Origin of the sequence: Vibrio sp. L5-1 (assembly GCF_021728315.1) — a bacterium.
GTDB classification, from domain to species: Bacteria; Pseudomonadota; Gammaproteobacteria; order Enterobacterales; family Vibrionaceae; genus Vibrio; species Vibrio splendidus_K.
The window spans coordinates 1,383,208-1,408,615 of the sequence record NZ_JAKKCQ010000001.1 but is presented as its reverse complement, the minus strand read 5'-3'; the positions used below and the strand labels follow the sequence as shown (position 1 = coordinate 1,408,615).

The following is a 25,408-nucleotide window of genomic DNA, read 5'->3' as shown; positions in this document are numbered from 1 at the left end:
TTCCAGCTTTTCGCTTTTGAGAAGAATAAGTGCCGCCAATTTTCGCGATACTATAACCTGTTATTTAAATGAAATGGCATACCTAATCAAACCAGTTTTAAGTTAAATGACTTATTGCACAACAAGTCACAAAACCGCACGTCATGACTCACTGTTTTTAGATCGAGAAAAGAACAACGCATACATGGCTGGAATCACCAACAGTACGACTGGCAACGAGAACAACAAACCATAGCCCAGTGTGAGCGACATCGGGCCCATAAACACATCCGTTCCACCTAACCCGTAAGCTAGAGGTAGCAGACCTGCAACTGTGGTCAGTGACGTCATTACAATTGGACGCAGACGACTGACCGCCGCTTGAGTCACCGCCGTTATCACATCTAAACCTTCGATTCTTAGCTCATTGATTCGGTTTATCAGCACTAGTGAGTTGTTGACCACAACACCCGTCATCCCAAGTACACCAATCAATCCAAACAAAGACATCGGCTGCATGTGAACCACGAGTGCCATCAATGAAGCCATAATCGCGAACGGGATGACCGCCATAATGAGCAGTGGTTGCAACAATGAATTGAACATCACCGCCAATACGAAGTAGATCGCAACCATCGCCGCAGGGAATACCACCATGAAGCCACTCATGGTTTCGTTGGTACTTTCAGCCTCGCCGCCTACGTTAATGGTCACGCTCGGTGGATATTGACCCGTTAGCTCTGTCAGTAGTTCATCGGATAACGCAACCGGACTAATACTCTCATCAGACAAAGCCGCCGATACCGTTACTTCTCGCTCACCGTTGTAATGCTTAATAAGGCGAGGGATTTCTATCTGTTCAACCATAGCTAATCGACTGAGTGGTACTTGCTGCCCATCTGCTGTGTAAATTTTGGTGGTTTTCAGTTTCTCGATATCGCGAAATTGCTCGTCCAAGACCACACGGATATCGACTTCTTGATCGCCAAGCCAAGTGGATGTCACGCTGTTGCCATCAAAACCCACACGCAACGCATTCGATAAATCACTCACCGTTAAGTTGTACTTCGCCAACCAATGATATTGAGGAACAATATTCAATTGAGGATCTTTCAATGCCTCACTGTGATTGATGCTGGTCACGCCTTGGTAGTCTTCTAGCCAGGCCATCACCAAATCCACAGTTTGATTACGTTCACTCTCAGTCCCGCCAAGTACACGTACCTCAACTGGGTCGCCGGGAGGAGGGCCACCAGCATCAATCGAGAACTTAATGAACATGTCATCAGACAGCGCTGCCAACTCTTCATTGAGCGCCGTAATAATCTGTTCCGCAGAGCGGGTGCGCTGGTCAAAGTTAGTTAAGTTGATAACCCCTTGAGATACTGGTGACGAGTAAATCAACTCATAGCTAACCAATTCATTTTCTGGCAAAGATTCTATCGCTTGCTCTATCAATTGATGAGCATCGCGCACTTTAGTGAGCGGAGTACCCGCCTTCACTTCGGTGTAAACCTCAATGTATTTACCTGCTTCTGTTGGGAAGATATCCACTTTCAACGAAGATACCAAATAGCCAGAAGCTGCGAAGCCAACCAACGCCAATGCAATCACTGACTTCTTGTAGTTCAGAGCCATATTCAGCAGAGAGCGATAACGGTTTGAGATCCATTCAAATCGATCTTTCTCTTGTGTCTTTGAGTTGCTCTCTTTAGCCAAAGATAAATGCGCTGGCAACGTTAAGGTACATTCAATGAATGAGAACACGAGCGCTGCGATAACGGTAATCGGGATCACAGCAACCGCTTTACCCATGGTACCCGGAATGAACATCATCGGGATAAATACCAAAGCCGTTGTGACAAGGCTTGCCATCAATGGTTTGATCACTTTTAAAGTACCCGACACCGCAGCATCGACACCTTTTTTGCCCGCTTCTTTTTCTTGGAAGATGCTCTCGGCGATGATCACCGAGTCATCAACGATAATGCCGATCACCAACAACAGTGCTGCGAGAGTGATGCTGTCTAAGTTCAACCCCATGATTGGCAAAACGATCATCACACCGAAGACACAGAATGGGATAGAGACCGAGACCCAGAAAGCGACGCGTCGTTGCAGGATCATGCTCAAGATCAACAGAACCAACACCAAACCTATCGCACCATTGGTTGCCACGATAGAGAACTTCTCATCCATATCCTGACCAAGATCGAGGCTGTTCTGGAAAATAAATTGGTCGCCAATGCGTTCGCTTTCTTTGTCCAACAGAGCCTTAATGCTGTCGATAGTTGTAATGACATCTGCACTGCCGCTATTTGTGATAGAGAAAATGACCGCAGGTTTCCCGCTCATCACCGGATCTTCGGTTGCTCGCGCGAAGGTATCAATAACGGTCGCCACATCCGACACACGGACAACTTGACCAGAATCTAGCGCCTTAATCACGATGTTAGACACATCACCCGTCGACTCTACTTTGGTCATGGTGACAATCTTTTGCTCTTGGCTCCATGACTCGACAAAACCACCCGATTGAGACAGGTTGTGTTGCTCTATCGCGGTGCTCACATCATCGAAAGCAACTTGATAGCGGCGTGCTTTTTCAGGGTCAACTTCAACCCAAAACTCTCGCTCATTAAAACCAGAAAGCTTGATAGAACCCACGCCACCAAGACTGTTAATTTTCTTTTCTAATTGATACGCATAATGCTGTAACGACGATGAATCTGTATTGCTCTCAGTTAGGCTAACGCCAAAGTGATAAACATCAAAAGAAGAGGTTTTCTGCTGAGTCACAACCGGGGGCGAGTCTATATCTTTCGGCAGGTTACCGACTCGGTCCACGGCTTGCTGGATATCTCTCAAGATCACAGCCGCATCTTCACCAGGCAAATATTCGACCTCGATAAAAGAACGCCCTTCTGAGGATTCAGACGAAAAGTAGGCAATGCCATCCACGGAACGAAGTTCTTTCTCAATCGGGTTGGTGATGTTCAGTTCAATGTCTTGAGCTGTCGCGCCCGGATAGCTGGTTTCAATTTCTGCCGTGTCCATCGCAACATCTGGATACTCTTGTAAATTGAGCTGCATTAACGACATAACACCCGTCAGCAACACCATTACCGTAATGATTCGAGCTAAAAACTGACGATTGGCGAAGTATGCTAAAAAGTTCATCTCTACTGCCCTTTACCTTGGTTCGAGGTCGATGGTGCTTGAGCGGTTGTCATATTTTTCACTGCAAGATCTGTCGAGGCGTAAACTGACATGCCCGGCTTAAATTGATGCCCTTGGTTAGTGATCTCGACCAATACCGGGTAGGTTAAATTTTGCATCTCGACACCAATACGTTGCACGCTCGCTTCCATTTTTATCTCAGGGTTGGTTTCAGACCACACCACCACTTCTTGACCAACAGTGAAGTGTTTCAGGTCATACTCACTTGCCATAAATGACAGAGTGACCTTATCAATATTGACCACTTCATAAAGCAAGTCCCCCTCACTTACCCAAGCTCCCGATTGCGCGGGTTTGTTGGATATATAACCCGAAATAAGAGATTCAATCTGAGTATTTTCAAGATCAACTTGAGATTGTTGGTAGTCAATTTGAGCCACAGACACTGACGCTTTCGCTCTTAAAAATTCAGCACGTGCTGTGTCTAGCTCACCCATTGAGAGGCTGTTCTTTTCGATAAGGGCTTGATAGCGGTTATAGGTCGCCTTTCGCAATGCTAGATCAGCCTGCGCAAGGGTAAGATTGGCCTTAGCCTTATCCACGCTAAACTTAAAATCGTTGGCTTTAATCTGAGCAAGCACTTGTTGTTGGTTGACGGCGTCGCCCACTTCAAGGTTATTCATCTCCACGACTCCGGGCACTTCTGCCACGACACTGTGTTTGTTCAACCCTTGAACGTGACCGATCAGCTCTGTTGCTTGAGTTATTGATGCTTGAGTCGTTGAGACACCGAGAAGTGCAGCCAGCACGATAATTTGAGTTTTCATAATTCAACCTTCACCTATTGATGTGAGCTATTGTTGAACTGTCTTTGTCGAATTAAAGTCGAAGTCGATTCGACATTGAAAAATAATCGGAAGACGTTGAATTTTTTTGATTAACGCTATCAATTAGACATAAATTCGACATAATTTTGGATAGGCTACGTTTTTGTTTGGAGTCAAAGTTTGCCGGGAGTCGATGTTTTGATGAGAGCAGATATTTTAATGGAGCAGATAGATGCTTGAGCGCAGTCGTATTTTAGTTGTTGAAGACAATATCGAACTACAAGGCATTATTGCCGACTTCTTAGAGGTCAAAGAGGCTGTTGCAGACTTTGCTTCCGATGGCGATCAAGGCTTCAAGCTAGCTATGAAGAACGACTTCGATGCAATTATCCTAGACGTTATGCTGCCCAAGCTTGATGGTATGCAAGTGGCCACTAAACTGCGCCAAAATGGCGTAACGACACCAATTTTGATGTTAACGGCCTTGAATGGCCAAGAAGATCTATTAAACAGCTTCGATTCTGGCGCGGATGATTTTGTCACTAAGCCGTTTAAGTTTCCTGAATTAGAAGCTCGTCTTTGCGCGCTCATCAAACGTAATAAAGGCTTGGTTGCCCAAAAAACCTTAAGTTATGGCGAGGTGATGATTAATGAAAAGACACACACCGCTTCAAGAGACGGACAAACGCTAACTCTGACCCCTATCTTGTTTCAGATTCTGAGAGAGTTGGTGAAGGCTCAGGGCGGCGTCGTATCTCGTGAAAGCTTAATCTTCATGCTTTGGGGCGATGACATTCCTGACAAAGATGTACTCCGTAGCCATATCTATTTGTTAAGAAACGTCCTCGATAAGCCATTCAAGTTTCCTATGTTAAAGACGATTCCTAAACACGGTTTTCAATTGATCTTATCAGCAAGTGAGCCGCAATAAACATGAAGATTCGAACCAAGCTAGGCAACTCCATCGAGGATGTCAGGATCCGCACCATGCGTACCTTTGCTGTCATCGCACTGGTTTCTTCATGCGTGGTATTTTTTGTATTCTCGCTTCGTTTAGTTTGGCAGGAAGAGGCTCAAATCGAGAGCCACCTAAAATCATTTAAAGGTGTGGCAGAACAATTCTACAAAAGCCTTTCACCCGAAGGTAGCCTAAAGCTCTCGAACAACGTGACGGCTTATTATGGTGAAGGCGACTTTACCGACCAACTCAAAAAACTACCGCCCATGGCATTGGATACAGTGGATCGCCAACGTTTTGAACTAAGACTTTCTGAAGAAGACATTATTATTCCCGGCGTGATCGTCTATCACTTCTCCTTCGAAGATCAAGGCAAAAACATTCCGACTTACATCGCCATCAGCTCTTTTGATATGGATTTGTGGGACGACAGTTGGGGTGTATTGATGGCAATCTCAACTTTGCTTATGCTCGGACTGATCATTGTGTTGCGGATTACTCTCAAGCAAGTGTTCGACCAACTGATGGCACCGATTGGAAACCTCAGCACTCAACTCAGCAAACATGAGTCTGATAACTTCCATGTCCCGACGAATACCGTTGATGAATTGCAAATGCTTACCTCACACCTCAACAGTTACTCAAAAATGAAAGACCGACTTGCCAAGCAAGAGATGATGTTTGCGAAATACGCGAGTCATGAATTAAAAACACCGATAGCGATTGTTCTTGGCGCTGCCGAATTGCAAGCGATGAAGCCGAACGACCCAGCATTTCAAACCAAACAACGCGAACGTATTCTTGGGGCGGCCAATGGCATGAGTTCCACCGTTGAGGTTTTATTGAACATTGTTAAACAAGAGAACTCTTCAACCGAAAAAACACTCACCGTTATCGACGATGCCACTATCGATTTATCGAAGTACCACACGATGTTGGCTTCTGGCGTCACGTTAGAGCTAAACGTTGAGCCAAGCACCACGCTCAACATGCCGTTGCCACTGGTGAATATGGTGCTGAAGAACTACATTGAAAACGCGATCCGATTTACCACGCAAGGTGAAATCAAAGTGATGATCAACTCAAACACAATTTCCGTTTCTGATACTGGCGCAGGGTTGAGTGATGATACTAAAACAGAACACGGCCTAGGTTTAATCATCGTCAAACGTATCGGAGACAGTTATGGCTGGACATCAACACTGATCGATAACGCGCATTCAGACTCGACATCAAACAGTTTTGGCTGCACTGCGAACTTTGCTCGAAACGATGTATAAAAGCTGCGTATATTCAAAAGCGGCTCTTACAAGAAACAGCGTATACAAAAAAGGACATCGAGTGATGTCCTTTTTTAATGAATCTGAGGAATGAGCTATTCCGCCTTTCCTTTCACCCCACACCCTTTAATCACTAATTGGGTGATGAATTCAGCGGCATCTTCATAGTCTTTGTCATCGAGCTGATCTTTCTGCATTACACTGCAAATCTGCCAGCCAAAATCGGCGTAAGTTTGAGTCGCCGCCCAAATGGTAAACATCAGGTGGTGTGCAGGAACGTCATCCATTAAGCCTTGTGCTGACCAAGTTGAGAACTTATCGAGGATCATCTGGGATTGCTTATACAGTTCGTCACCAATCTCTTTCGGCAATACTTTAGCGCCAGACATCACTTCGTTAGCAAATACCTTAGAGGCGTGCGGATGATCGCGAGAAATGATCAGCTTGGTTTGAATATATTGAGACAAGGCTTCAATAGGGTCGCTGAGCTCTTCAATCGGACGTGACGCTTCCAGTAAGGGCTGAGTGACGGTTTCTAGAACGGCATTGTAGAGCTTATCTTTGGAGCTGAAATAATAGAATACATTAGGTTTAGGGATGTCGGCCGCTTTCGCGATATCAGCCATTTTTGTTGCGGCATATCCATGAGTAGCGAATTGCTCACACGCGACTTCGATGATTAAATCTTGATTCTTTTGTCTGATCCTAGACATGTTGCATCCTTTACAGCTCATTACTAAAGCCATATTAATCAACGTGCTTCATTAGTCCAGAAGATAATCTCAGAACTCGAGGTCACAACATTGATAGCAATAAAATGGTCGCTCTTATGTGGAGAAGAGCGACCATTCAATAGTATGCGTTTTGAACTTTAATGTTTTTCAGTCTATTCGAACTGTTCAGGTTAAAGAATCAATATTGCGCGGAAGTCATTCACGTTGGTTAGCGTCGGCCCTGTGGTCAACAGCACACCGACTTGCTTAAAGAAGTCGTAGCTGTTGTTGGCATCGAGGTAGTCCTGCGCTTTAAGCGACAGGCTCGAACCTTGTTGCCATGTTTGAGGCGTGATCCACGCACCTGCATTATCTTCAACACCATCAATGCCATCAGTATCAGCTGCCAGAGCGAATATGTTTTCCTGCCCTTTTAACTCGTTATACAAGCTTAAAAGGAACTCACAATTACGCCCACCGCGACCATTGCCTTTAACGGTTACCGTGGTTTCGCCACCGGAAAGTATCACGCAAGGCGTCTCGAATGGGTGCTTGTTATTGGCCACTTGCTTGGCCAACGCAGCATGAACCTTGGCTACATCTCGAGCTTCTCCTTCAATGCAGTCACTCAGCACATAGGCAGGTATACCTAAACCTTCGGCCTCTGCCGCGGCTGCTTCCAATGCCGACATCGGCGTGGCAATAATATGGTGCTCTGCGTTTTTCCAACAAGCGTCATCCGGCTTCACGGTTTCTGACTCTGGATTATTTAACCATTCAAATGCCGAGCGTGGTGTTTCTATCTGGTAACGTTCTAAAATTGCCATCGCATCAAAACGTGTCGTGGTGTCGGGTACGGTTGGGCCTGATGCAATCACACTGATGTCATCGCCAGGTACATCTGAAATCGCTAAAGAGACTACTCTTGCTGGATACACAGCTTTCGCTAGTTGCCCACCTTTGATAGACGATAAGTGTTTACGCACACAGTTCATCTCATCAATGGCTGCGCCCGACTTGAGCAGCGCCTTATTGATTTGTTGCTTCTCAGCCAAGCTAATGTCGCCACCGGGCAGACTTAGCAAAGCAGAGCCGCCGCCTGACAGTAGGCAAATAACCGTGTCGTCAGCACTCAAACCACTCACTAATTCCAGCATACGTTGGCTCACTTCTAAGCCCATCGCATCCGGGACGGGGTGCGCCGCTTCGATCACCTCAATGTGTTCGCAAGGTGCGGTGTGTTCGTAGCGGGTCACGACGAGACCTTCAAGGTCACGCAGTGCGAGATCTTGCTGTTGCTTAACTTGCCAGACGGCCTCTAGCTCAGCGGCCATCGACGCGGCGGCTTTTCCTGCGCCAATTACCACAGTTCGCCCAGCTTGGTTAGCTGAGCGGTAAAAAATGTCTTGAGGAAGAAAAGGTTCGATGTGATTTTTAGGTAGCGCCTGATTAACAGCACTTGAGAAAAGGGTTTGCAGAAACTGCTTAGCATCAATGTCCATCAGCCACTCCTTAGTTGACGGAGAAAAAAAGAACCCTAATACAAGGCCAAAAGGTGCCTGCTAAGATCAAGTTGGAAAGGAACAACTTCAACCTCTGCCTCGTATCAGGAACGCGTATAAAAGGAGACGAAACTACGCGATTTATAAACAAACTGTTTGAAACTGGTGGGCTACGAATCAATAGCAGCCCGAATTAATTAATGGATAATCGGTTGATTGACTAACCACTAAACGGACACACCGTTAATTAGATTAACGAATCGAGTGGTCAGAACGTTTCTCAATCGCTTGAATAAGCGCAGAGTGGTCCCAACCTTCTCCGCCCATTGCGGCACACTCGCCAAACAGCTCTTGAGCGTTAGCCGTATTCGGTAATGCAACCCCTAACTCTTGTGCGCCCGTTAGCGCAAGATTCAGGTCTTTCTGGTGAAGCGATATTCTAAAGCCCGGGTCGAATGTGCCTTCAACCATGCGTTCGCCGTGCACTTCCAAGATCTTAGAATTAGCAAAGCCACCCAATAGAGCCTGACGTACGCGTGCTGGATCAGCACCGGCTTTTGAAGCAAACACTAAGGCTTCAGATACGGCTTCAATATTCAGTGCCACAATGATCTGGTTAGCCACTTTACACGTTTGGCCTGCACCGTTATCACCCACCAGCGTGATGTTCTTGCCCATGATTTCGAACAGAGGTCGTGCTTTATCAAAGGCGTCTTGCTCACCGCCCACCATGATAGTCAGCGCGGCATTGATAGCGCCTACTTCGCCGCCGGATACCGGAGCATCAAGGTATGACGCGCCGCCTTCATTGATTCGCGCTGCAATTGCTTTGGTGGCGATAGGCGAGATGGAGCTCATATCGATAACCAGTTTCCCAGTTGCTCCGCCCGCCGTTAGACCTTTCTCGACGCCGTTGTCACCAAACAGGACATCTTCAACTTGAGGAGTATTCGGCACCATTAGGATAATGATATCCGCGGCTTCTACTGCTTCCGCTGGTGAATGACAGACCGTTGCACCCGCTGCCACAAGATCGGCAGGTGCGGCATTAAAGTGATCCGACAGAATCAAATCGTGACCTGCTTTTTGAAGGTTACTCGCCATAGGTTTACCCATGATGCCAGTTCCGATAAATGCAATTTTAGACATGTTGTTCTCCTTAACGTTTGAGGGTTACCAGACGCAATTAACGGTACTGGTGCAGCCAACCAAGGCCTTCTCTCGTTGTTGTTTTTGGCTTGTATTCGCAGCCAACCCAGCCTTGATAGCCAAGCTCATCAAGATAATTGAGCACGAATGGGTAATTGATTTCGCCAGTACCCGGTTCGTGTCGGCCTGGGTTATCTGCCAGTTGCACGTGTGCGATTTGGCCAATGTTTTGTTGCATGGTCGGCGTAAGATCGCCTTCCATAATTTGCATGTGATAAATATCGTATTGGATAGAAAGGTTATCGCTCCCTACCTCTTTGATGATCGCTTTGGCTTGCTCAGTCGTGTTCAAGAAGAAGCCCGGAATATCACGGGTATTGATCGCTTCTATCACTAGGCTGATACCTTCTGCTGCTAACGCGTTTGCCGCGTAATGCAGGTTAATCACAAACGCTGACTGCGCGTCTTGTTGAGTAACACCTTGCGGGACAATCCCGGCTAAGCAATTCACTTGAGTACAGCCAAGAGCCTTCGCGTAAGCAATCGCTTTAGGCACACCCGCTTGAAACTCTTCAACTCGCGCTGGGTCTACCGCAATACCACGGTCGCCAGCGTCCCAATCACCTGCAGGCAAGTTAAATAGCACTTGCTCTAGGTTATTAGCGTCGAGCTTTGCTTTGATTGCCTGAGCATCAAAGGCGTAAGGGAAAAGATATTCCACACCTTGAAAGCCCGCTTCTGCGGCAGCTTCAAAGCGATCCATAAAATCAACTTCCGTGAATAACATTGACAAGTTTGCTGCAAATTTTGCCATGACTCTGTCCTTATTCTTTATCTGTAAAAATCTGGGTTATTTGTAGTAAAGCCTCGCTCTATTGGAGACTTTCCGTAGAGCTAAACCTCAGCTCTACGGATACACATGACTTAATGATTACTTGTACGCTAGCGCTGTTGGGGCATCGCCACGGCTTTCGGCAAGCGGTTCAAATTCATTGATGGCGTTGATCTCTACGCCCATCGCAATGTTGGTTACTCGCTCAAGAATCAGCTCAACGACCACTGGCACCTTGTGCTTGTTCATCAGCTCTTTGGCTTGCTCAAACGCCGCGGCAATTTGGTCTGGTTCACGAACTCGAATCGCCTTACAACCTAAGCCTTCAACAACGGCTACATGGTCAACACCGTAGCCTTCAAGCTCTGGCGCATTCTGGTTATCGAACGCCAGTTGTACACAATAATCGATATCAAATTGGCGCTGCGCTTGACGAATCAAACCTAAGTACGAGTTGTTCACCAACACATGAATGTATGGCAAGTTGAACTGCGCACCTACCGCCAGTTCTTCGATCATGAATTGGAAATCATAGTCTCCAGAGATAGCGACAATATCGCGATCAGGATCAGCTGCTCGTACACCCAATGCGGCTGGCGTTGTCCAACCCAATGGGCCAGCCTGACCACAGTTGATCCAGTTACGCGGCTTATAAACATGCAGGAACTGAGCGGCAGCAATTTGCGACAAACCAATGGTGCTCACATAACAAGTGTCACGACCAAATGCCTTGTTCATCTCTTCATAAACACGCATCGGTTTCATTGGCGCTTCATCGAAATTGGTTTTACGCAGCATGGTCGACTTGCGTTCCTGACACTCACTTGCCCAAGCATTTCGGTTTGGCAGCTTGCCAGCGTCACGCCACTCTTGTGCCACTTCAACCATTAGCTCTAGTGCTGCTTTCGCATCAGAGACTATGCCCAAATCCGGACAGAACACACGGCCGATTTGCGTAGGTTCAATGTCGACGTGTACAAACTTACGACCTTCGGTGTAAACATCCACAGAACCGGTATGACGGTTAGCCCAGCGGTTACCGACACCAAACACAAAGTCAGAGTTGAGCATGGTTTCGTTACCGTAACGATGAGAGGTTTGTAGGCCCACCATGCCTGCCATTAAATCATGATCATCTGGAATAGAGCCCCAGCCCATTAAGGTTGGGATCACTGGCACACCGGTGATTTCTGCAAATTGTTGCAACAATTCAGATGCGCCAGCGTTAATCACGCCACCACCCGATACAATCAGCGGTTTTTCCGATTGAGACATCATGGTTAATGCTTTCTCAACCTGCGCGCGCGTCGCTTTTGGCTTATACGGTTCTAGTGGTTCATAAGTATCGATATCAAACTCAATCTCAGCCAGCTGAACATCAATCGGTAGATCAATCAGGATTGGACCTGGACGACCCGAACGCATTAAATGAAAGGCTTTTTGGAATGCGCGTGGCACTTGTGCAGGTTCCAGCACCGTAGTCGCCCACTTAGTCACTGGCTTAGCAATGGATTCAATATCAACCGCTTGGAAGTCTTCTTTATGAAGGCGAGCACGCGGAGCCTGACCTGTGATGCATAGAATTGGAATCGAATCTGCAGTCGCAGAATAAAGGCCCGTGATCATGTCCGTTCCCGCAGGACCAGAAGTACCAATACACACACCTATATTGCCTTGATTGGTACGTGTGTACCCTTCAGCCATATGGGATGCACCCTCTACGTGACGAGCTAAGACGTGGTCGATTCCTCCGAGCTTTTTCATAGCCGCATACATAGGGTTTATTGCTGCGCCGGGAACACCAAATGCGATGTCTACACCTTCACGTTTAAGCACTTCAACCGCTGCTTCAATCGCTTTCATAACTGCCATTCGAACCTCCAGTTCAGATTGTATACAATTAAACTAACTTTTGTGTACTATGAATCATCCTCAGCATTTATCAAGCCCAAAATGAAACATTTTCATTACATCAACCCGTCACATTAAGTACGTACTTATCCTGAAAAGCTTACAATTCATTACTTTACATAAAATATCTTTACGTAAAAATAAATAACAAAAAAATCAAATGATAAATAAATGTTAAATAGCATTTGCTTGTTTACAATTTCTACCATATAAATACCCTTAAAAAGAGCATTTTGTATACAAAATTACATCGTATTGTGTAAAGGAGACAAGCAATGATGAATGACGTGAAAGAGAGAGAAGATGTGCTGTGTATGCAGGTACTTGGGAAGGTGGACAACTCCGAGTACAAAGAGATCTTGTCTAAAGATGCATTAAAATTCTTAGAAGCTCTCGTCAATAAGTTTGGAGATCGCCGTCATGCCCTGCTAAGTGACCGCGACGTAAAGCAAGCTCAATATGACGAGGGTGAGTTACCCAACTTCAGAAAAGACACTGTTTCCATTCGTCAGAATAAAGAGTGGAAGGTAGCAACACCGCCACCAGAGCTACTGGATCGCCGCGTAGAGATCACCGGACCTATCGAAAGAAAGATGGTGATCAACGCGCTAAACTCAGGCGCGAAAGTCTTCATGTGTTGCTTTGAAGATGCCTCTTCCCCAACTTGGGCCAATATGGTCGAAGGGCAAATCAACCTAAGAGACGCCAACCTTGGCACCATTAGTTATTTCGATGAGAAGAAGCAGAAGCGTTACCAATTAAACGACGATCCTGCACTGCTGATCGCACGCCCACGAGGGATCCACCTTCCTGAGCAATCCATCCAATTCAACAATCAGCCTATCGGCGGTTGCTTGATGGACTTCGCCTTGTACTTTTTCCACAACTATCAATCACGTGCACAACAAGGCTTAGGCGTTTACTACTACATTCCCAAACTTGAGAGCATGGAAGAAGCACAGTGGTGGGACGATATTTTTAGCTTCACCGAGAACTATTTCCACGTACCCAAAGGCACCATTCGGGCGACGGTTTTGATTGAGACACTTCCAGCCGTATTCCAAATGGAAGAGATCTTGTACGCCATGCGTGATCATATCGTAGCGATGAACTGTGGCCGTTGGGATTACATCTTTAGCTACATCAAAACGCTGAAAAACCATAAAGACCGCATCCTGCCTGACCGCCACGGGATCGGCATGGATCAAGAGTTTCTAAATGCCTACAGCCAGCTGTTGGTACGTACTTGTCACGCTCGCGGTGCACTGGCGATGGGTGGTATGTCGGCCTTTATTCCAGCAAAAGACCCGCAAGAGATGGCGCGTGTGACTGCCAAAGTAATTGAAGACAAACAGAGAGAATCTCAAAACGGACACGATGGGACTTGGGTCGCGCACCCTGCACTGGTTGATTTAGCGATGTCAATATTCGATAAGCACCTTGATGGCAAAGTAAACCAAATGGATTTCCAAAGCCCAGAGCATGTGATCAATACAGACTCGTTACTAAAACCTTGTGAAGGCAGTCGTGACGAAGCGGGCGTTCGTAAGAATATACGCATCGCGCTGTATTACATCGAAGCTTGGATTCAAGGCTATGGCTGTGTACCTATCTACGGCCTTATGGAAGATGCCGCGACCGCTGAGATCTCGAGAGCCAATATCTGGCAATGGATCCACCACGGGGTAACACTCGATGATGGCCAAACCTTTACCAAATCACTATTCCACTCTTGGCTTTACCAAGAGCTAGACACCATAAAACATGAAGTCGGAGACTCGCGCTATGCAGCAGGTCGATTTGAAGAGACAGCTGATCTTTTCTATCAACTTTCTACAGCCGATGAGTTCGCTGCCTTCCTAACTTTACCCAGCTATGGGCTGTTACAAGAGTCCAGTTAGGACTCTTGTACCGAGCTGAATCAGTCAATGATATTCACAAATTAGAGTAATGATTGGCTGGCTGAGCTTGGTACACGGCCCCTTGAAAAACTAGGAGATAACATGGGAAGTTTGACTCTACAACAAGCGTTAACCATCATCGATGGAACCTTAAAAGCAGGAAGTAAGATCCACACAGAACCTTTGACGGTCGCCGTCTTAGACAGTGGTGGCAAGCTGATTTCCCTGCAACGTCAAGACGGTTCTAGCATGATGCGACCAGACATCGCGATTGCTAAAGCGTGGGGAGCTCTCGCACTGGGCTGTTCCTCTAGAAAACTCGCCCAAGATGCTGACAACCGACCAGCATTCATCTCCGCCGTAAACGTGCTGGCACACGGAAACATGGTGCCAGTACCAGGGGGGCTACTGATTCGAGACAAAGATAAAACGGTACTGGGCGCTATCGGGGTTAGCGGCGATATATCAGATATCGACGAAAGCTGCGCCATTAATGGTATTGGTTGTGCAGAGCTATTCAGTGACGAGATGCTGCAAGCTTAACTCGCCAATTAGCTGTACTTGAAATTCTTAGACAGAAACAAAAAACCGAAGCCTGAGCTTCGGTTTTTATTCATAAGTTGCGCCAACAACACTAACGAATAAACTGCGATTAGACAAAAACCACTAACGAACAAGAACCATTAAGCGCGTCCATTTGGCGTCTTGCTTAAACTTATTAGACAACCAATAATCAACACTAAACGATCCCGCGCCAAGTACCGCTAACGCCAAATACCCACCAGCAACAGAGACGTTTTTGTAGAAATGAATCATTTGACCCGACGAACTTGGGTCGAAGTGAAACATAACACCAGAGACTAAAGAGAAAAATGCAATCGAGAACGCTGTAAAGCGAGTCATAAATCCAGCTAAAATTGCAAGCCCGCCACCGAGTTCAAGCAAGATAACCAAAGGCAACAAGTGAGCACTAACTCCTTGAGATGCCATATATCCCGCGGTTCCTTCATAGCTAAATAGCTTTCCCCAACCCGCTTGAATAAACAAGTAAGCCAATAAAATACGAGCGAAAAAAGTCAGTGTGTCGTTCAATCTAGTGTTCATAGTTCTAAGCCTTGATAAGTTTCATTGCCGATAGGTTATTCGACTTAGCATTAAGATGATAACGAGAAAAATAGAACAACTTGTTTGAAATTTTAGTAGACATACTCGCATACAAATTACTGACTAAATCCGAAGATTCAAAAGCCTCAATACTGTTACCATTGCCTTAAACTCATTGAAACACTTGCCCCATTTTTATTGATTTTATGAAGACTCTGAAGAAAACACTGCCGCTCGACACCTTACAAATATTGGATGTTCTACAACGTGAAGGGACTTACTCGTCAGCTTCTGCGCATCTCAATCGATCCGTTTCTGCATTGAGTTATCAGATTCAAAAATTGGAAGATGAACTCGGCATCTTGATCTTAGATCGTTCAGGACACAGAGCCGTGTTTACCCAGGTAGGACAAATGTTAGTGGAAAATGGCCGACAGTTGCTAGCTGGGTCAGATGAACTCATAAACCAAATACAACGTTTCTCAAGTGGTTGGGAAAGCGAACTGTTTGTTTCCTATGACGGCATTATCGGACAAGACATTGCGTTGTTGTTAATCGCCGACATGGCAACAGAATGCAGCACGCAACTGTATGTCCAAGAGGATATTTTGTCGGGAGGTTGGGAAGCATTAATCTCAGGAAAAGCAGATATTCTTATCTCATCGACGCCCAATATCGAGCTACCGAATACCGTCAACAGTAAAACCATCGGCCGTGTAGAAATGATCTGGGTAGCCGCGAAAAATGCACCCATTTTAAACGAACCAAATCCGCTCAGTGAACCCACACGACGTGAACACACGATCATCGCAGTGGCCGATAGCGCTAAGTCTGCGCCTAAAATTACCAAAAACATCTTACTGAACCAAAAAACCAGTACGGTCAGTTCAATGAGCAGTAAGTTAACGGCAATTCAACGTAACCTTGGTATCGGTACCCTGCCTAAACAGCTTATAACCGCCGAGTTAGAAGCTGGAAGTTTAGTGGAAATTGGCCACGCAAGAACCGTTGATATCGTGCTCGCGTGGCAAATAGGCAACATGGGGAAAGCAAAAACACTCGCTTTGAAAAAGTTAGAAAAATGCTGGAGAGCGTCGGCTCAAACTCACTAGCTCGATCCTATCCTGACACTCCGAAAATCTATTTATCTCGTCCGATGAATCGACTTTGTTGGACACTCTCCCCTTGAGGTGTGGTTGCTTCAAATCGGTACACCCTCGGGATATTTCCCTTATAGAAAAAGGCTCGTCCTCTGTCTGATGTTTCTGTCACTTGTTGCCCGCGAATATTAGTGGTCACCTGCGCATTAGGGACGCGTTTTCCATCTTTATAAACCGTGACGACGACGCCGTTGGTTTGTTCATTGATCGACATTTTCAACTCTGCATGAGATGCAAATGACGTCACTAGTAGTGCTGTACTAAGGGCTATTATAAGTTTCATTTCAGTCATCTCTGTATTGTGGGAATACGAGAAATATACTGATGGGTGGCATCTATTAATAACGGGAAGTCTTAAATAGGATGTCCTAAAATATTGAATTACATCGATGGAACTTGTTCGGTTTCCTGGCTCAGTGCCGTTCCCAAATTAACTGATACTAAATAGCGCAACACCAAATTGCAGACACAAAAAACCGAAGCTCATCACTTCGGTTTTCAAATCAGATTAAGCTAGCTCAGTTCAATAAATTCAATAAATTCAACAACCCGATCCAGCCAGTCAATTACTCGTAAGCACTCAACCATGTTTTCAGCAACTGGTTAGTGTTTTTCTTCTGGATCGCAGACAGAGATTTCACCAGCTTCTTCTGCGTTTCAACATGCTCAGTCATCATTTGGTCAATAAGAATAAGACCATCTTTTGTTAACTGAACACTCACGCTGCGTCTGTCTTCTTTACTGTGCTCACGACTGATCAGCCCTTTAGCTTCTAGCTTATCAAGGCGATTGGTCATCGCGCCGGATGTCAGCATCATCGAACCTATCAGCTCAGAGGGAGTGAGTCGGTAAGGCTTTCCAGAACGTCGCAAGGTGGCTAGCACATCAAACTCACCGAGTTTCATGTCGTATTTTTTATGAAGCTCGGCAACCTGCGTCTCCATATACTTGGCAATACGCATAATCCGGCCCATCATTGCCATAGGCTCAGTTTCTAATTCGGGCTTTTCCTTTGCCCATTGCTCTACAACGCGGTCGATAGCATCCATTTGCAACCTAGCTCCGTGATTAGTCTTGTTTACTTCAAACTAGTTTAACATAAAGATACTTTACAACCACTAGTTCTCAGTATACAGTTCACACAATAGTTATCTTAACGTAAAGATATTTTAAATGAACATATTATTAGCAATGATCCCCGCGTTCTTTTGGGGAACAACCTATGCAGTGACGCAATTTACGCTACAGGAGTGGCCACCATTATTACTCGGTGCTTTGCGTGCGTTACCTGCTGGTTTGTTATTGCTAGCAGTAAAGCCGACACTGCCTAAAAAAGGCGAGTGGCAGATCATTTTCACATTGGGCCTTATCAATATTGCGACCTTCTTTGGCCTGATCTTCGTGATGGCACTAACGCTGCCTTCAGCGATTTCTGGCGTGGGTATGATCTCTGTGCCTGTGTTCGCGATGATCTTCCATTGGGTAGTGAAAAAGCAGCGCCCGCATTTGATTCAAGCCCTGTCTGGTATTGGCTTGATCACCTTAGCGTGGATACTGTTTAACCCAAGCCAAATCGCTTTGAATCCAATCGGTTTAGGTGCAATGTTCGCCGCAATCATGTGTATTGTCATCGGTAGCAGCATTACCAAGTCACTGGGTAATCGAATGCACTGGTGGAAGGTATTAACGTGGCAGCTGATTCTAGGCGGTGCGATTTTGTCTGTCGCGTCTGGCGTTCATGCGTTCATCGACCCGCAACCTTATGTTAATGCTGTCACTCATTTCGATACTCGCAATGCAATGGGTCTATTGTGGGTAATTGGGCTAAATACAGCACTAGGTTACGGTATGTATGTATGGTTACTACAACGTATGTCAGTGGTCGATTTCACCTTCGGTGGCATCGCTAACCCAGTGGCTGGGATCGTTACGGGGATGGTGTTGATGGGTGAATCCTTCACTCCAGTACAGTATTCACTGATGACAGGCATGATCGTGATGTCACTACTACCACAGCTTATTCTGGCAGTAAGGCAAACCAAAACGGTCAAACCCGTTACGCAGTAAAAGATTTAGATTGTTACTTATAAACCCGCCAAGTGCGGGTTTTTCTTTACAGGCATCACACCTATATAAAATATGTATTTGTTCTCGTACCGACCCAACCTTATAGTTAAATAACTAATAATAAGGTGCTCAATATGGCAAAAGACTTGTTTTCTAGCTTAGATTTAAATCTACTGCGAACTTTTATGATCCTGCATCAAGAGCGGAATATGCGCAAAGCATCCGAACGTTTGTTCGTATCTCAACCGGCGATCAGTAAAGCTCTACAAAGATTGCGCGATCATTTTGACGATGAGCTATTTGTAAAAACGCACCACGGATTACGTGCAACTGAGCATGCAAATATGCTCGCCGAGAGTATTTCGCCAATCTTGGATGATCTTTCTTTAGCACTCAATAATAGTAATGAATTCAACCCTAGTGAACTACGCGGGCCCCTCAAGTTAGCGTTATCTCCTTTCCTTCTCAGTTCGCTATCAAGTAAGTTATTCAAAGCAATTCGCTCTCAAGCTCCGCATGTTCAAGTTCAGTTATTAAACTGGTCTAAAACGACGATGGCTGACATCATTAATGATGAGGTGCTGATTGGTTTCAATTATGAAATTAACCACGCCCCCAAAGAGCTCTTACAACAACCGATAGCCCAAGACAGTTTTAAAGGTTACTTGAGAGAAGGCCATCCTTATCAGAAAGATTTTATTGAAATCAAAGATGGCGTTAAGTTTGAGCTAGCTACAATTATTGCGATAGATTGGAACTCTCATCAAACACTTGCAGAAAAAATAATGAAAATCAAAGGGCTAGAAGCAAGAATAGGCTTCCGTTCAGAGCTGCCATCAGCGGTTATTGATGTAGTACAAAACTCCGACATGATGTTCCCTGCCTCGAAATTTTTAGGCATAGAGAAGAAAACCTCGTTACGAGCCATCGACATCTTGTTTGACAACAAGGATATCAACCCTATCGTTTGTGCATACTTTCACCACAAACATCGTAACAGTCCGACAACCCTGTGGCTTAAGAAGATATTGGATAACCTTCTCAATAATAACCAGTAGTTATCACCCTCTTTACTCTGTTTCATTAATAACTAATCGTTAAGGCCTCTATTCTTTTAAGAGATTAGAGGCTTTTTTGTTCAGTCCATATACTTCTCTCATCGGCTAGGAACGCCACATAACACTGCAAGAAGCAAACTTTGTTCCTAACAATTATTTGAGAGTAAACCATGAAACTAAAACTACTAAGTACTGCTATCGCGGCGACATTCCTTGCTGGCTGTTCTTCTTCTGGTAGCAGCGATAACGGTACAAGCCCTGAACCACAGGTTGGCGTTGCTGATGTTATTTACAACGAAGAGCTACATACTGCTTATATTACTGGCGATGAAGGTAACAATGCTGTGGTTGTTGGAGATGGTAAAGGCAACGCTGTAGTAACAGTAAACGGTGAAATATTCACAATTCAAGGCGATGTTGTGGTCAACGCGAATGGTGACATCGTTGGCACTGTGGTTACAGATAATGGTGTTGCGACCGTTTATATCAACGACAAATCATATACATTAGCTGTTGAAAATGGCCGATTGATCATCGAAGGCTCAGTGTTAGACCCAGAATTTGGTGATGACGAATGGGGACCTTCTGCTGGCAATGAATTCTTTGCTAATTACATGATTGTAGACGACCTTGGAATGCCTGTAGCGCTTATCGAAGGTGACAACGGTAACTACATGTGGATCATCCAAGGAGATGATGCTTATTACCTCAACATCAACGGTTCAGATGCTAAACCAACTCACAAAATCGTAGAGGGTGAAGTGCTAACGATGTCTGGTGAAAGCACTGGAATCACAGTAGAAACTCACCGTACTGATGGTAAAATTACACATCTGACATTCAATACACCTCGCGGTGAAGAAATCATTATTCGCCATGAAGACGGCCGTCTAATCGCTACAGTCTTTGGTCACGGTCATGAGCACGAAGGCCCTGATTCCGCGCCTACTTACGGTGACATAGATGACGTTCTAGGCACAACTATCATTACTATGGACAACGGTGAGACACTGATTTTAAAGGATGGTGTTTTATACCACCCAAGCTCAGACAGCGGAGCTGTGCTCAATGCTGACGGTACAATCACTAATATGGATGGCGAAGTTATCGCTCACGCTGAAATGCAAGAGATCGGTTTTGTTGTGAGCTTAGAAAATGGCGCAGAAATTACGTTCCGTAATGATGATGGACGCCTTTTCGCCGCAATAACTGGCAAGCCAAATATTGAGAATCCAATTGAACACCCAGCCCCTTTAAACCCTATAGAAGGTGAAGCGTCTATCGAATTACCAACTATTGGTTATAACCTCGATGGAAATGCCCTTACTGTCACTCTTCTGGATGGTACTGAAGTCGAGATCAAAGACAATGGCGTAGCTGGTGGTGTGATTATTGGTCCTGAGGGAACAAAAACAGTTTCAAAAGCAACTATGGACGCTTATAAACAAGCAGCTGAATTGCTATCCATCGATGAGCAAAAAGCTCTTGTTACTGTGTTCTTAGTAAACCAAAGTGGTGACGTTATTAATGACGATGCGCGTCGAGCTCTCTGGCAAACTCAAAAAGACTCCACATTAGCGTGGGCTAAACAGTCACCAGAAAATACAGCAAAAATGCTACATATCATTGCTATTGAAGTTGACGAAATAGGGAAAGAACCATACTCACTAGGTTACTACCTGTTGACTGGCAAGAAACAAAGCATCGATGATATTAAAAACATTGCACAGGAAAAAGTGAGAGGCCTTTCAGATATTCAGAAACAAGAATTAAAAGGTAAAATTCAATCTCTTTCTCAAGAACAACGTCAGCAAATTAAACAAACAGTCAAAAACCGCGTTAGTCGTAGCTAATCAAAGAATAATAAATATAAAAGCAAAGGAGCCGCTTATTAGCGGCTCCTTTTTATTTGAGAGTTGAGAACACGATGAAACGACTATTGATCACTTTATTGATGCCCCTTGCCGTATGTGCAAACGATCATCAATTACAAACATTAAATTACCACGAGCCAAGCTTAAGTTTTCAAACTGCTAAAGCAGGAGATAGCTGGATAGGGACAGTTTCAGGAGTAATTCAAGCGACTGAAGAGATCAATATTAGCGCAGAAGTAGATTCTGAGGGCTACTTGGAAATTGGCACTGGTTACGGCTTAATGTTGGGTAACTTTTACACTGAAGCTTTCGTGAGTTATGGCCGAGCAGACCTTATCGATATCTACGACATAGGCTTATTTGGGGGTACTGCAATCACGAACAATATTATGGTATTTGCGAACACATCACATGAATGGCGCGATGTTTCTTTGTCCCTCATAGATATGACAGATAGGGAATGGAAGAACACGGTCGGGACAAGTTACTCTCCTACAGAATTTATGAACTTTTCCTATTCGTTCAGTCATGATCGCCAATTAACGGGTTCAAAAGGTTATTACAACAGCCAAGACGTCACTTTTACGCTGAAACCCAAATGGGTGGAACCTTATGTGAAATACACATTCGGTCAAAAGCGCGTTAGCCCCGGAGATGTATTTCGTTCAGATGGCAGCGTCGAGCTAGGTTTTAACCTTCGTTTTTAGTTTACCGTTTCGTGTGGTAGCTCTCACCCCTTTATAGTCTGGTTCAATAAAGGGGTTTTTTACGCCATTAAGATTCCATCTCAATAACATTGAGAATACAGCAATTGCCTTAAATCACTTTCGCCGCCTCAGCTTCAATTTCAACTTTCCATCGCTCATCAAATAACCCACTAACAAACAATAATGTCGTTGGGAGACCACCAACATCGAAAGGCAAGCGTTGCTTTGCAGCTTGATACTCAGGCATATCATTTCGATCAACTAAGTACAGCCTTACACTGATTAAATCTTCGATATCCATTTGGTTTGCCTGAAGCACACCTCTCAAATTTTTCCAAGCTAATACAATTTGTTCTTCCGCACTTTCAGCCACCATCCCTTGGCTATCAATCCCTAGTTGCCCGGCTATATGTAACCGCGTCGAGCCAGCAGGAATCAACGCACACTGGTGATAATTAGCGGCCGGAGCGGGTACTGAAGAAGGGCTCCATATCTTATTCATCATTACGCCTCAGAGACTGTGACGATTTTTGACATGACGGTGATAATTGGCATATCCGTAAGCATCGCGCCTAAACGGTCAAAATCACCAATATCTTTGCGCCAAGCAATGTATTCATTAAAGTGAGCGGTACTTTCCCATTCTTCACATAAAACCAAGGAATTTTCTGCCAAATCTTTTTGATAAAGCTCCGCAGAAAGGTTGCCGTTAAAAGTACGAGTATCTGGCAATATTTCGTTAAAAAACTCAACGATCTCTGCCGTTTTATCTTCAGTATGGCTCAAGGTAAATTGCACTAAAATAGTCATCATTCTCTCCGTTTTCTTATTTTGTTAAGGTACGAGGAGAATCTTACTTGTTTGTTAAAATAGATAAATACAGTAACATTTGAAACATAGTTCGATTTAATAAGACAATGAACCACCATGAAAAACGAATTGCATCGCATGCAAGTGTTCGCCCAAATTGTAGAATCGGGCTCCATAACGAAAGCAGCTGATAAGCTAGATCTCTCAAAATCTGTCGTTAGCCATCACTTACAAGGGCTTGAGCAACACCTTGGTGTGAAATTACTCACTCGAACAACACGTCGCCAATCCTTAACCGACGCTGGACAACGTTTTTATCAACGATGCTTAGAAATGCGAAAATTAATGTCGCTTGCGGAAGAAGAAGTGCGCGAGTCCTGTTCTGATTTTGCAGGCACCATCACCATCACATCCCCACACACATTGATGACACATCTTATTGGACCTGCAATGTGTGAGTTTATGAAAAGCCACCCTCGTATCGAGCCTCAACTATTGGCCAACGATATGCGCGTAGATCTTATCGAGAAATACATAGACCTGTCGGTCACTGTTGGGGCTCTTCCTGATTCAACGTCTCGTGCAATTAAGCTCGGAGAGCTTCATCAGGTACTGTGTTGTCACCCAGATTATCTTACTAAGGCGCAAATACCGCAGCCAATCACGCCAAGTGACCTCTCCCAATATGACTACATTGCCAATCAGTGGGAAGGAATCAACAGCCAAAGAAGCTTTGAAATTAATAAGGGCAAAGTAAGCACGTATCAATTCAGGGCAAGTCGAATCGGAGATAGCGTTCCGACCATCCGCATGATGGCCTTAAATGGGTTGGGGATTGCCTGTTTACCTAAACAAGCAATTGAAGAAGACCTGAAAAAAGGGACATTGGTAAACATCTTGCCCAAAGATCAAGTTCTTAAAGCCTCTTTCTATGTCGTACATAATTATGGGTTACAGGTGCCAGCCAGAATTCGCGCCTTTATTGAACACCTAAAACAACACGCTGAATCTTATTCTTAATATCTTTCAATCAAATTGCCATACGTCGCTAAACTGGCGATTTATCGACCAAAATTAAACCTCACAAAGAATAATGACTTTGATTAAGTTATCTAAAATGAAATAATTTTCTTCAAGACAACTACATTGGAGATTTAATTTCCACAAAAACTCAAATTAGAGATAAAAAGGCAAAACTTTTCTCCGACTACCTTTCTATACTGTGCCACGTCATTAAGGCGCCACAAGCCTATGATTTAAAATAATTATTAATGAGTAGTCACCATGAATTCGAAGTCTCTAACTATCTTGCTTTTTGTCTCTGTTTGCTTAATTTGGGGAACCACTTGGTTCGCTATGGAAGTGGCATTGCATTCCATCCCACCTATTTTTGCCACTGCACTGCGCTTTTTCCTTGCAGCACCTCTGCTAGTGGTTTTAGCGAAAGTCTTTAATCAACCACTCCTGTTCCCAAAAGGTAAGCGTCAGTGGTTACTTATTGTGGCACTGATGTACTTCGCGATTCCGTTTACTTTGATGATCTACGGCGAGCAATATATCTCTTCTGGTTTAGCGTCGATCATCTTCGCGAACATGCCGGTTGCTGTCATGCTAATGTCTGGCTTATTCCTAGGCCTACGATTGGCAAAGCACCAAATATTCGGTTTGATCACGGCTGTTGTGAGCCTATGTTTAATCCTTGGCAACGAAATGCAGATGGGTGGCGATGATTACCTAATGGGTACCATTTGCCTAGGACTTGCTGTCGCCATTCACGCTGTTATGTATGTGTTGGTTCAGAAACACTGCAAGGGCATTGAAGTGCTGACTTACAACGCATTACCGAGCTTTATTGCTTCTCTATTCTTATTCGCTGTCTCGGCTATCGGTGAAAACGTCAATGTTGAATCGTTCACTTGGGATTCGATTTCAGCCGTGATTTACCTAGGCTTGGTAGCGAGTGTTGGGGGCATTGTTGCTTACTTCAAGCTAGGACAGGTTTCGTCACCTTTCCAAGCTTCTATCTGCTTCCTGATTTTCCCTGTAGTTGCTCTACTGATCTCTTGCTACGTCAATGGTGAAGTTCTGTCTGAACAATCATTGTTTATGATGATTCCCCTGCTTTGCGGCATCTTGCTCACCAAGGCGCCAAAGGGAATTTTCAAGCTTCGCTCTACGCTAAAAACGGCAAGCAACAACTAAGCTCCATGTTAATTCACCCTAGAAGCTCGCAATGAGCTTCTAGGGTTTTATTGAGTTACTCGAATCGAAGCTCCTACCTCCCCCCCCCCACTCCAACTGGTCTCACCGCAATCACTGTGTAACGACTCATAATTAATAATTAATAGTTAATAGTTAATAGTTAATAACACGCCAAACGAATGACTTAAAAGTTA

General features: G+C 44.8%; 23 protein-coding genes. 11 read left to right on the top strand and 12 right to left on the bottom strand.

Going from position 1 to position 25,408, the window contains the following annotated elements; translation table 11 throughout:
- Positions 1 to 141: 141 nt before the first annotated feature.
- Positions 142 to 3,159, bottom strand: coding sequence for an efflux RND transporter permease subunit (locus L3V35_RS05815; RefSeq protein WP_237298829.1), 3,018 nt, complete (start codon positions 3,157 to 3,159; stop codon positions 142 to 144).
- Positions 3,160 to 3,161: 2 nt separating this feature from the next.
- Complete coding sequence (locus L3V35_RS05810) at positions 3,162 to 3,986, bottom strand: efflux RND transporter periplasmic adaptor subunit (RefSeq protein ID WP_054546190.1); 825 nt, start codon at positions 3,984 to 3,986, stop codon at positions 3,162 to 3,164.
- A gap of 232 nt (positions 3,987 to 4,218) precedes the next feature.
- Here L3V35_RS05810 and L3V35_RS05805 point away from each other — a divergent pair, with 232 nt between their 5' ends.
- The gene (locus tag L3V35_RS05805) at positions 4,219 to 4,917 is read left to right on the top strand and encodes a response regulator transcription factor (protein ID WP_054546189.1); all 699 of its coding nucleotides are present in this window, start codon (positions 4,219 to 4,221) and stop codon (positions 4,915 to 4,917) included.
- 56 nt (positions 4,918 to 4,973) lie between these two features.
- Positions 4,974 to 6,224, top strand: a complete 1,251-nt coding sequence (locus L3V35_RS05800; RefSeq protein ID WP_081008958.1) for a HAMP domain-containing sensor histidine kinase — start codon at positions 4,974 to 4,976, stop codon at positions 6,222 to 6,224.
- A 95-nt stretch (positions 6,225 to 6,319) separates the two neighbouring features.
- Here the strand turns inward: L3V35_RS05800 and L3V35_RS05795 are convergent, their stop codons facing one another.
- The 5 genes from L3V35_RS05795 to gcl form a co-directional block, all read right to left on the bottom strand.
- On the bottom strand, positions 6,320 to 6,937 hold the full coding sequence (locus L3V35_RS05795) for a TetR/AcrR family transcriptional regulator (protein ID WP_237298828.1): 618 nt from the start codon (positions 6,935 to 6,937) through the stop codon (positions 6,320 to 6,322).
- 191 nt (positions 6,938 to 7,128) lie between these two features.
- Positions 7,129 to 8,439, bottom strand: coding sequence for a glycerate kinase (locus tag L3V35_RS05790; RefSeq protein ID WP_237298826.1), 1,311 nt, complete (start codon positions 8,437 to 8,439; stop codon positions 7,129 to 7,131).
- A gap of 252 nt (positions 8,440 to 8,691) precedes the next feature.
- Entirely contained in the window at positions 8,692 to 9,588 is an 897-nt protein-coding gene (locus tag L3V35_RS05785; protein WP_237298824.1) for a 2-hydroxy-3-oxopropionate reductase, read from the bottom strand.
- Between the two features lie 37 nt (positions 9,589 to 9,625).
- A complete protein-coding gene (gene hyi / locus L3V35_RS05780; RefSeq protein WP_237298822.1) occupies positions 9,626 to 10,402 on the bottom strand; it encodes a hydroxypyruvate isomerase in 777 nt (258 codons plus the stop codon).
- A gap of 117 nt (positions 10,403 to 10,519) precedes the next feature.
- On the bottom strand, positions 10,520 to 12,292 hold the full coding sequence (gene gcl / locus L3V35_RS05775; protein ID WP_171312243.1) for a glyoxylate carboligase: 1,773 nt from the start codon (positions 12,290 to 12,292) through the stop codon (positions 10,520 to 10,522).
- Positions 12,293 to 12,606: 314 nt separating this feature from the next.
- On the opposite strand from gcl, the gene aceB reads away from it, so the two are divergent.
- On the top strand, positions 12,607 to 14,232 hold the full coding sequence (gene aceB / locus L3V35_RS05770) for a malate synthase A (RefSeq protein ID WP_237298821.1): 1,626 nt from the start codon (positions 12,607 to 12,609) through the stop codon (positions 14,230 to 14,232).
- 102 nt (positions 14,233 to 14,334) lie between these two features.
- Complete coding sequence (locus tag L3V35_RS05765; RefSeq protein ID WP_016795812.1) at positions 14,335 to 14,775, top strand: heme-binding protein; 441 nt, start codon at positions 14,335 to 14,337, stop codon at positions 14,773 to 14,775.
- Between the two features lie 123 nt (positions 14,776 to 14,898).
- Here L3V35_RS05765 and L3V35_RS05760 read toward each other — a convergent pair whose 3' ends face one another.
- Entirely contained in the window at positions 14,899 to 15,336 is a 438-nt protein-coding gene (locus L3V35_RS05760) for a DoxX family protein (RefSeq protein WP_017075257.1), read from the bottom strand.
- A 206-nt stretch (positions 15,337 to 15,542) separates the two neighbouring features.
- Here L3V35_RS05760 and L3V35_RS05755 point away from each other — a divergent pair, with 206 nt between their 5' ends.
- On the top strand, positions 15,543 to 16,448 hold the full coding sequence (locus tag L3V35_RS05755) for a LysR family transcriptional regulator (RefSeq protein WP_237298819.1): 906 nt from the start codon (positions 15,543 to 15,545) through the stop codon (positions 16,446 to 16,448).
- A gap of 28 nt (positions 16,449 to 16,476) precedes the next feature.
- Here the strand turns inward: L3V35_RS05755 and L3V35_RS05750 are convergent, their stop codons facing one another.
- Entirely contained in the window at positions 16,477 to 16,779 is a 303-nt protein-coding gene (locus L3V35_RS05750) for a hypothetical protein (RefSeq protein ID WP_065206410.1), read from the bottom strand.
- A 283-nt stretch (positions 16,780 to 17,062) separates the two neighbouring features.
- On the bottom strand, positions 17,063 to 17,545 hold the full coding sequence (locus tag L3V35_RS05745) for a MarR family transcriptional regulator (RefSeq protein ID WP_237298818.1): 483 nt from the start codon (positions 17,543 to 17,545) through the stop codon (positions 17,063 to 17,065).
- 124 nt (positions 17,546 to 17,669) lie between these two features.
- Between L3V35_RS05745 and L3V35_RS05740 the strand changes: the two genes are divergently transcribed.
- The 4 genes from L3V35_RS05740 (at position 17,670) to L3V35_RS05725 (ending at position 22,202) form a co-directional block, all read left to right on the top strand.
- Entirely contained in the window at positions 17,670 to 18,563 is an 894-nt protein-coding gene (locus tag L3V35_RS05740) for a DMT family transporter (protein WP_237298816.1), read from the top strand.
- Positions 18,564 to 18,697: 134 nt separating this feature from the next.
- Positions 18,698 to 19,621 (top strand): LysR family transcriptional regulator, encoded by a 924-nt coding sequence (locus L3V35_RS05735; RefSeq protein WP_054546179.1) that lies wholly within the window; start codon positions 18,698 to 18,700, stop codon positions 19,619 to 19,621.
- 170 nt (positions 19,622 to 19,791) lie between these two features.
- Positions 19,792 to 21,474: a hypothetical protein gene (locus L3V35_RS05730; protein WP_054546178.1), complete on the top strand. Its 1,683-nt coding sequence runs from the start codon at positions 19,792 to 19,794 to the stop codon at positions 21,472 to 21,474.
- A 74-nt stretch (positions 21,475 to 21,548) separates the two neighbouring features.
- Positions 21,549 to 22,202, top strand: a complete 654-nt coding sequence (locus tag L3V35_RS05725; RefSeq protein ID WP_054546325.1) for a hypothetical protein — start codon at positions 21,549 to 21,551, stop codon at positions 22,200 to 22,202.
- A gap of 109 nt (positions 22,203 to 22,311) precedes the next feature.
- Here the strand turns inward: L3V35_RS05725 and L3V35_RS05720 are convergent, their stop codons facing one another.
- Complete coding sequence (locus L3V35_RS05720; RefSeq protein WP_081008947.1) at positions 22,312 to 22,707, bottom strand: RidA family protein; 396 nt, start codon at positions 22,705 to 22,707, stop codon at positions 22,312 to 22,314.
- Complete coding sequence (locus L3V35_RS05715) at positions 22,707 to 23,015, bottom strand: antibiotic biosynthesis monooxygenase family protein (RefSeq protein ID WP_081008946.1); 309 nt, start codon at positions 23,013 to 23,015, stop codon at positions 22,707 to 22,709. The genes L3V35_RS05720 and L3V35_RS05715 overlap by 1 nt, the downstream gene beginning before the upstream one ends.
- 114 nt (positions 23,016 to 23,129) lie before the next feature.
- On the opposite strand from L3V35_RS05715, the gene L3V35_RS05710 reads away from it, so the two are divergent.
- Together L3V35_RS05710 and L3V35_RS05705 are read left to right on the top strand one after the other, a co-directional pair.
- Positions 23,130 to 24,032, top strand: coding sequence for a LysR family transcriptional regulator (locus L3V35_RS05710; RefSeq protein ID WP_054546176.1), 903 nt, complete (start codon positions 23,130 to 23,132; stop codon positions 24,030 to 24,032).
- A 264-nt stretch (positions 24,033 to 24,296) separates the two neighbouring features.
- Positions 24,297 to 25,214 (top strand): DMT family transporter, encoded by a 918-nt coding sequence (locus L3V35_RS05705; protein ID WP_054546175.1) that lies wholly within the window; start codon positions 24,297 to 24,299, stop codon positions 25,212 to 25,214.
- The last annotated feature ends 194 nt before the right edge of the window (positions 25,215 to 25,408 follow it).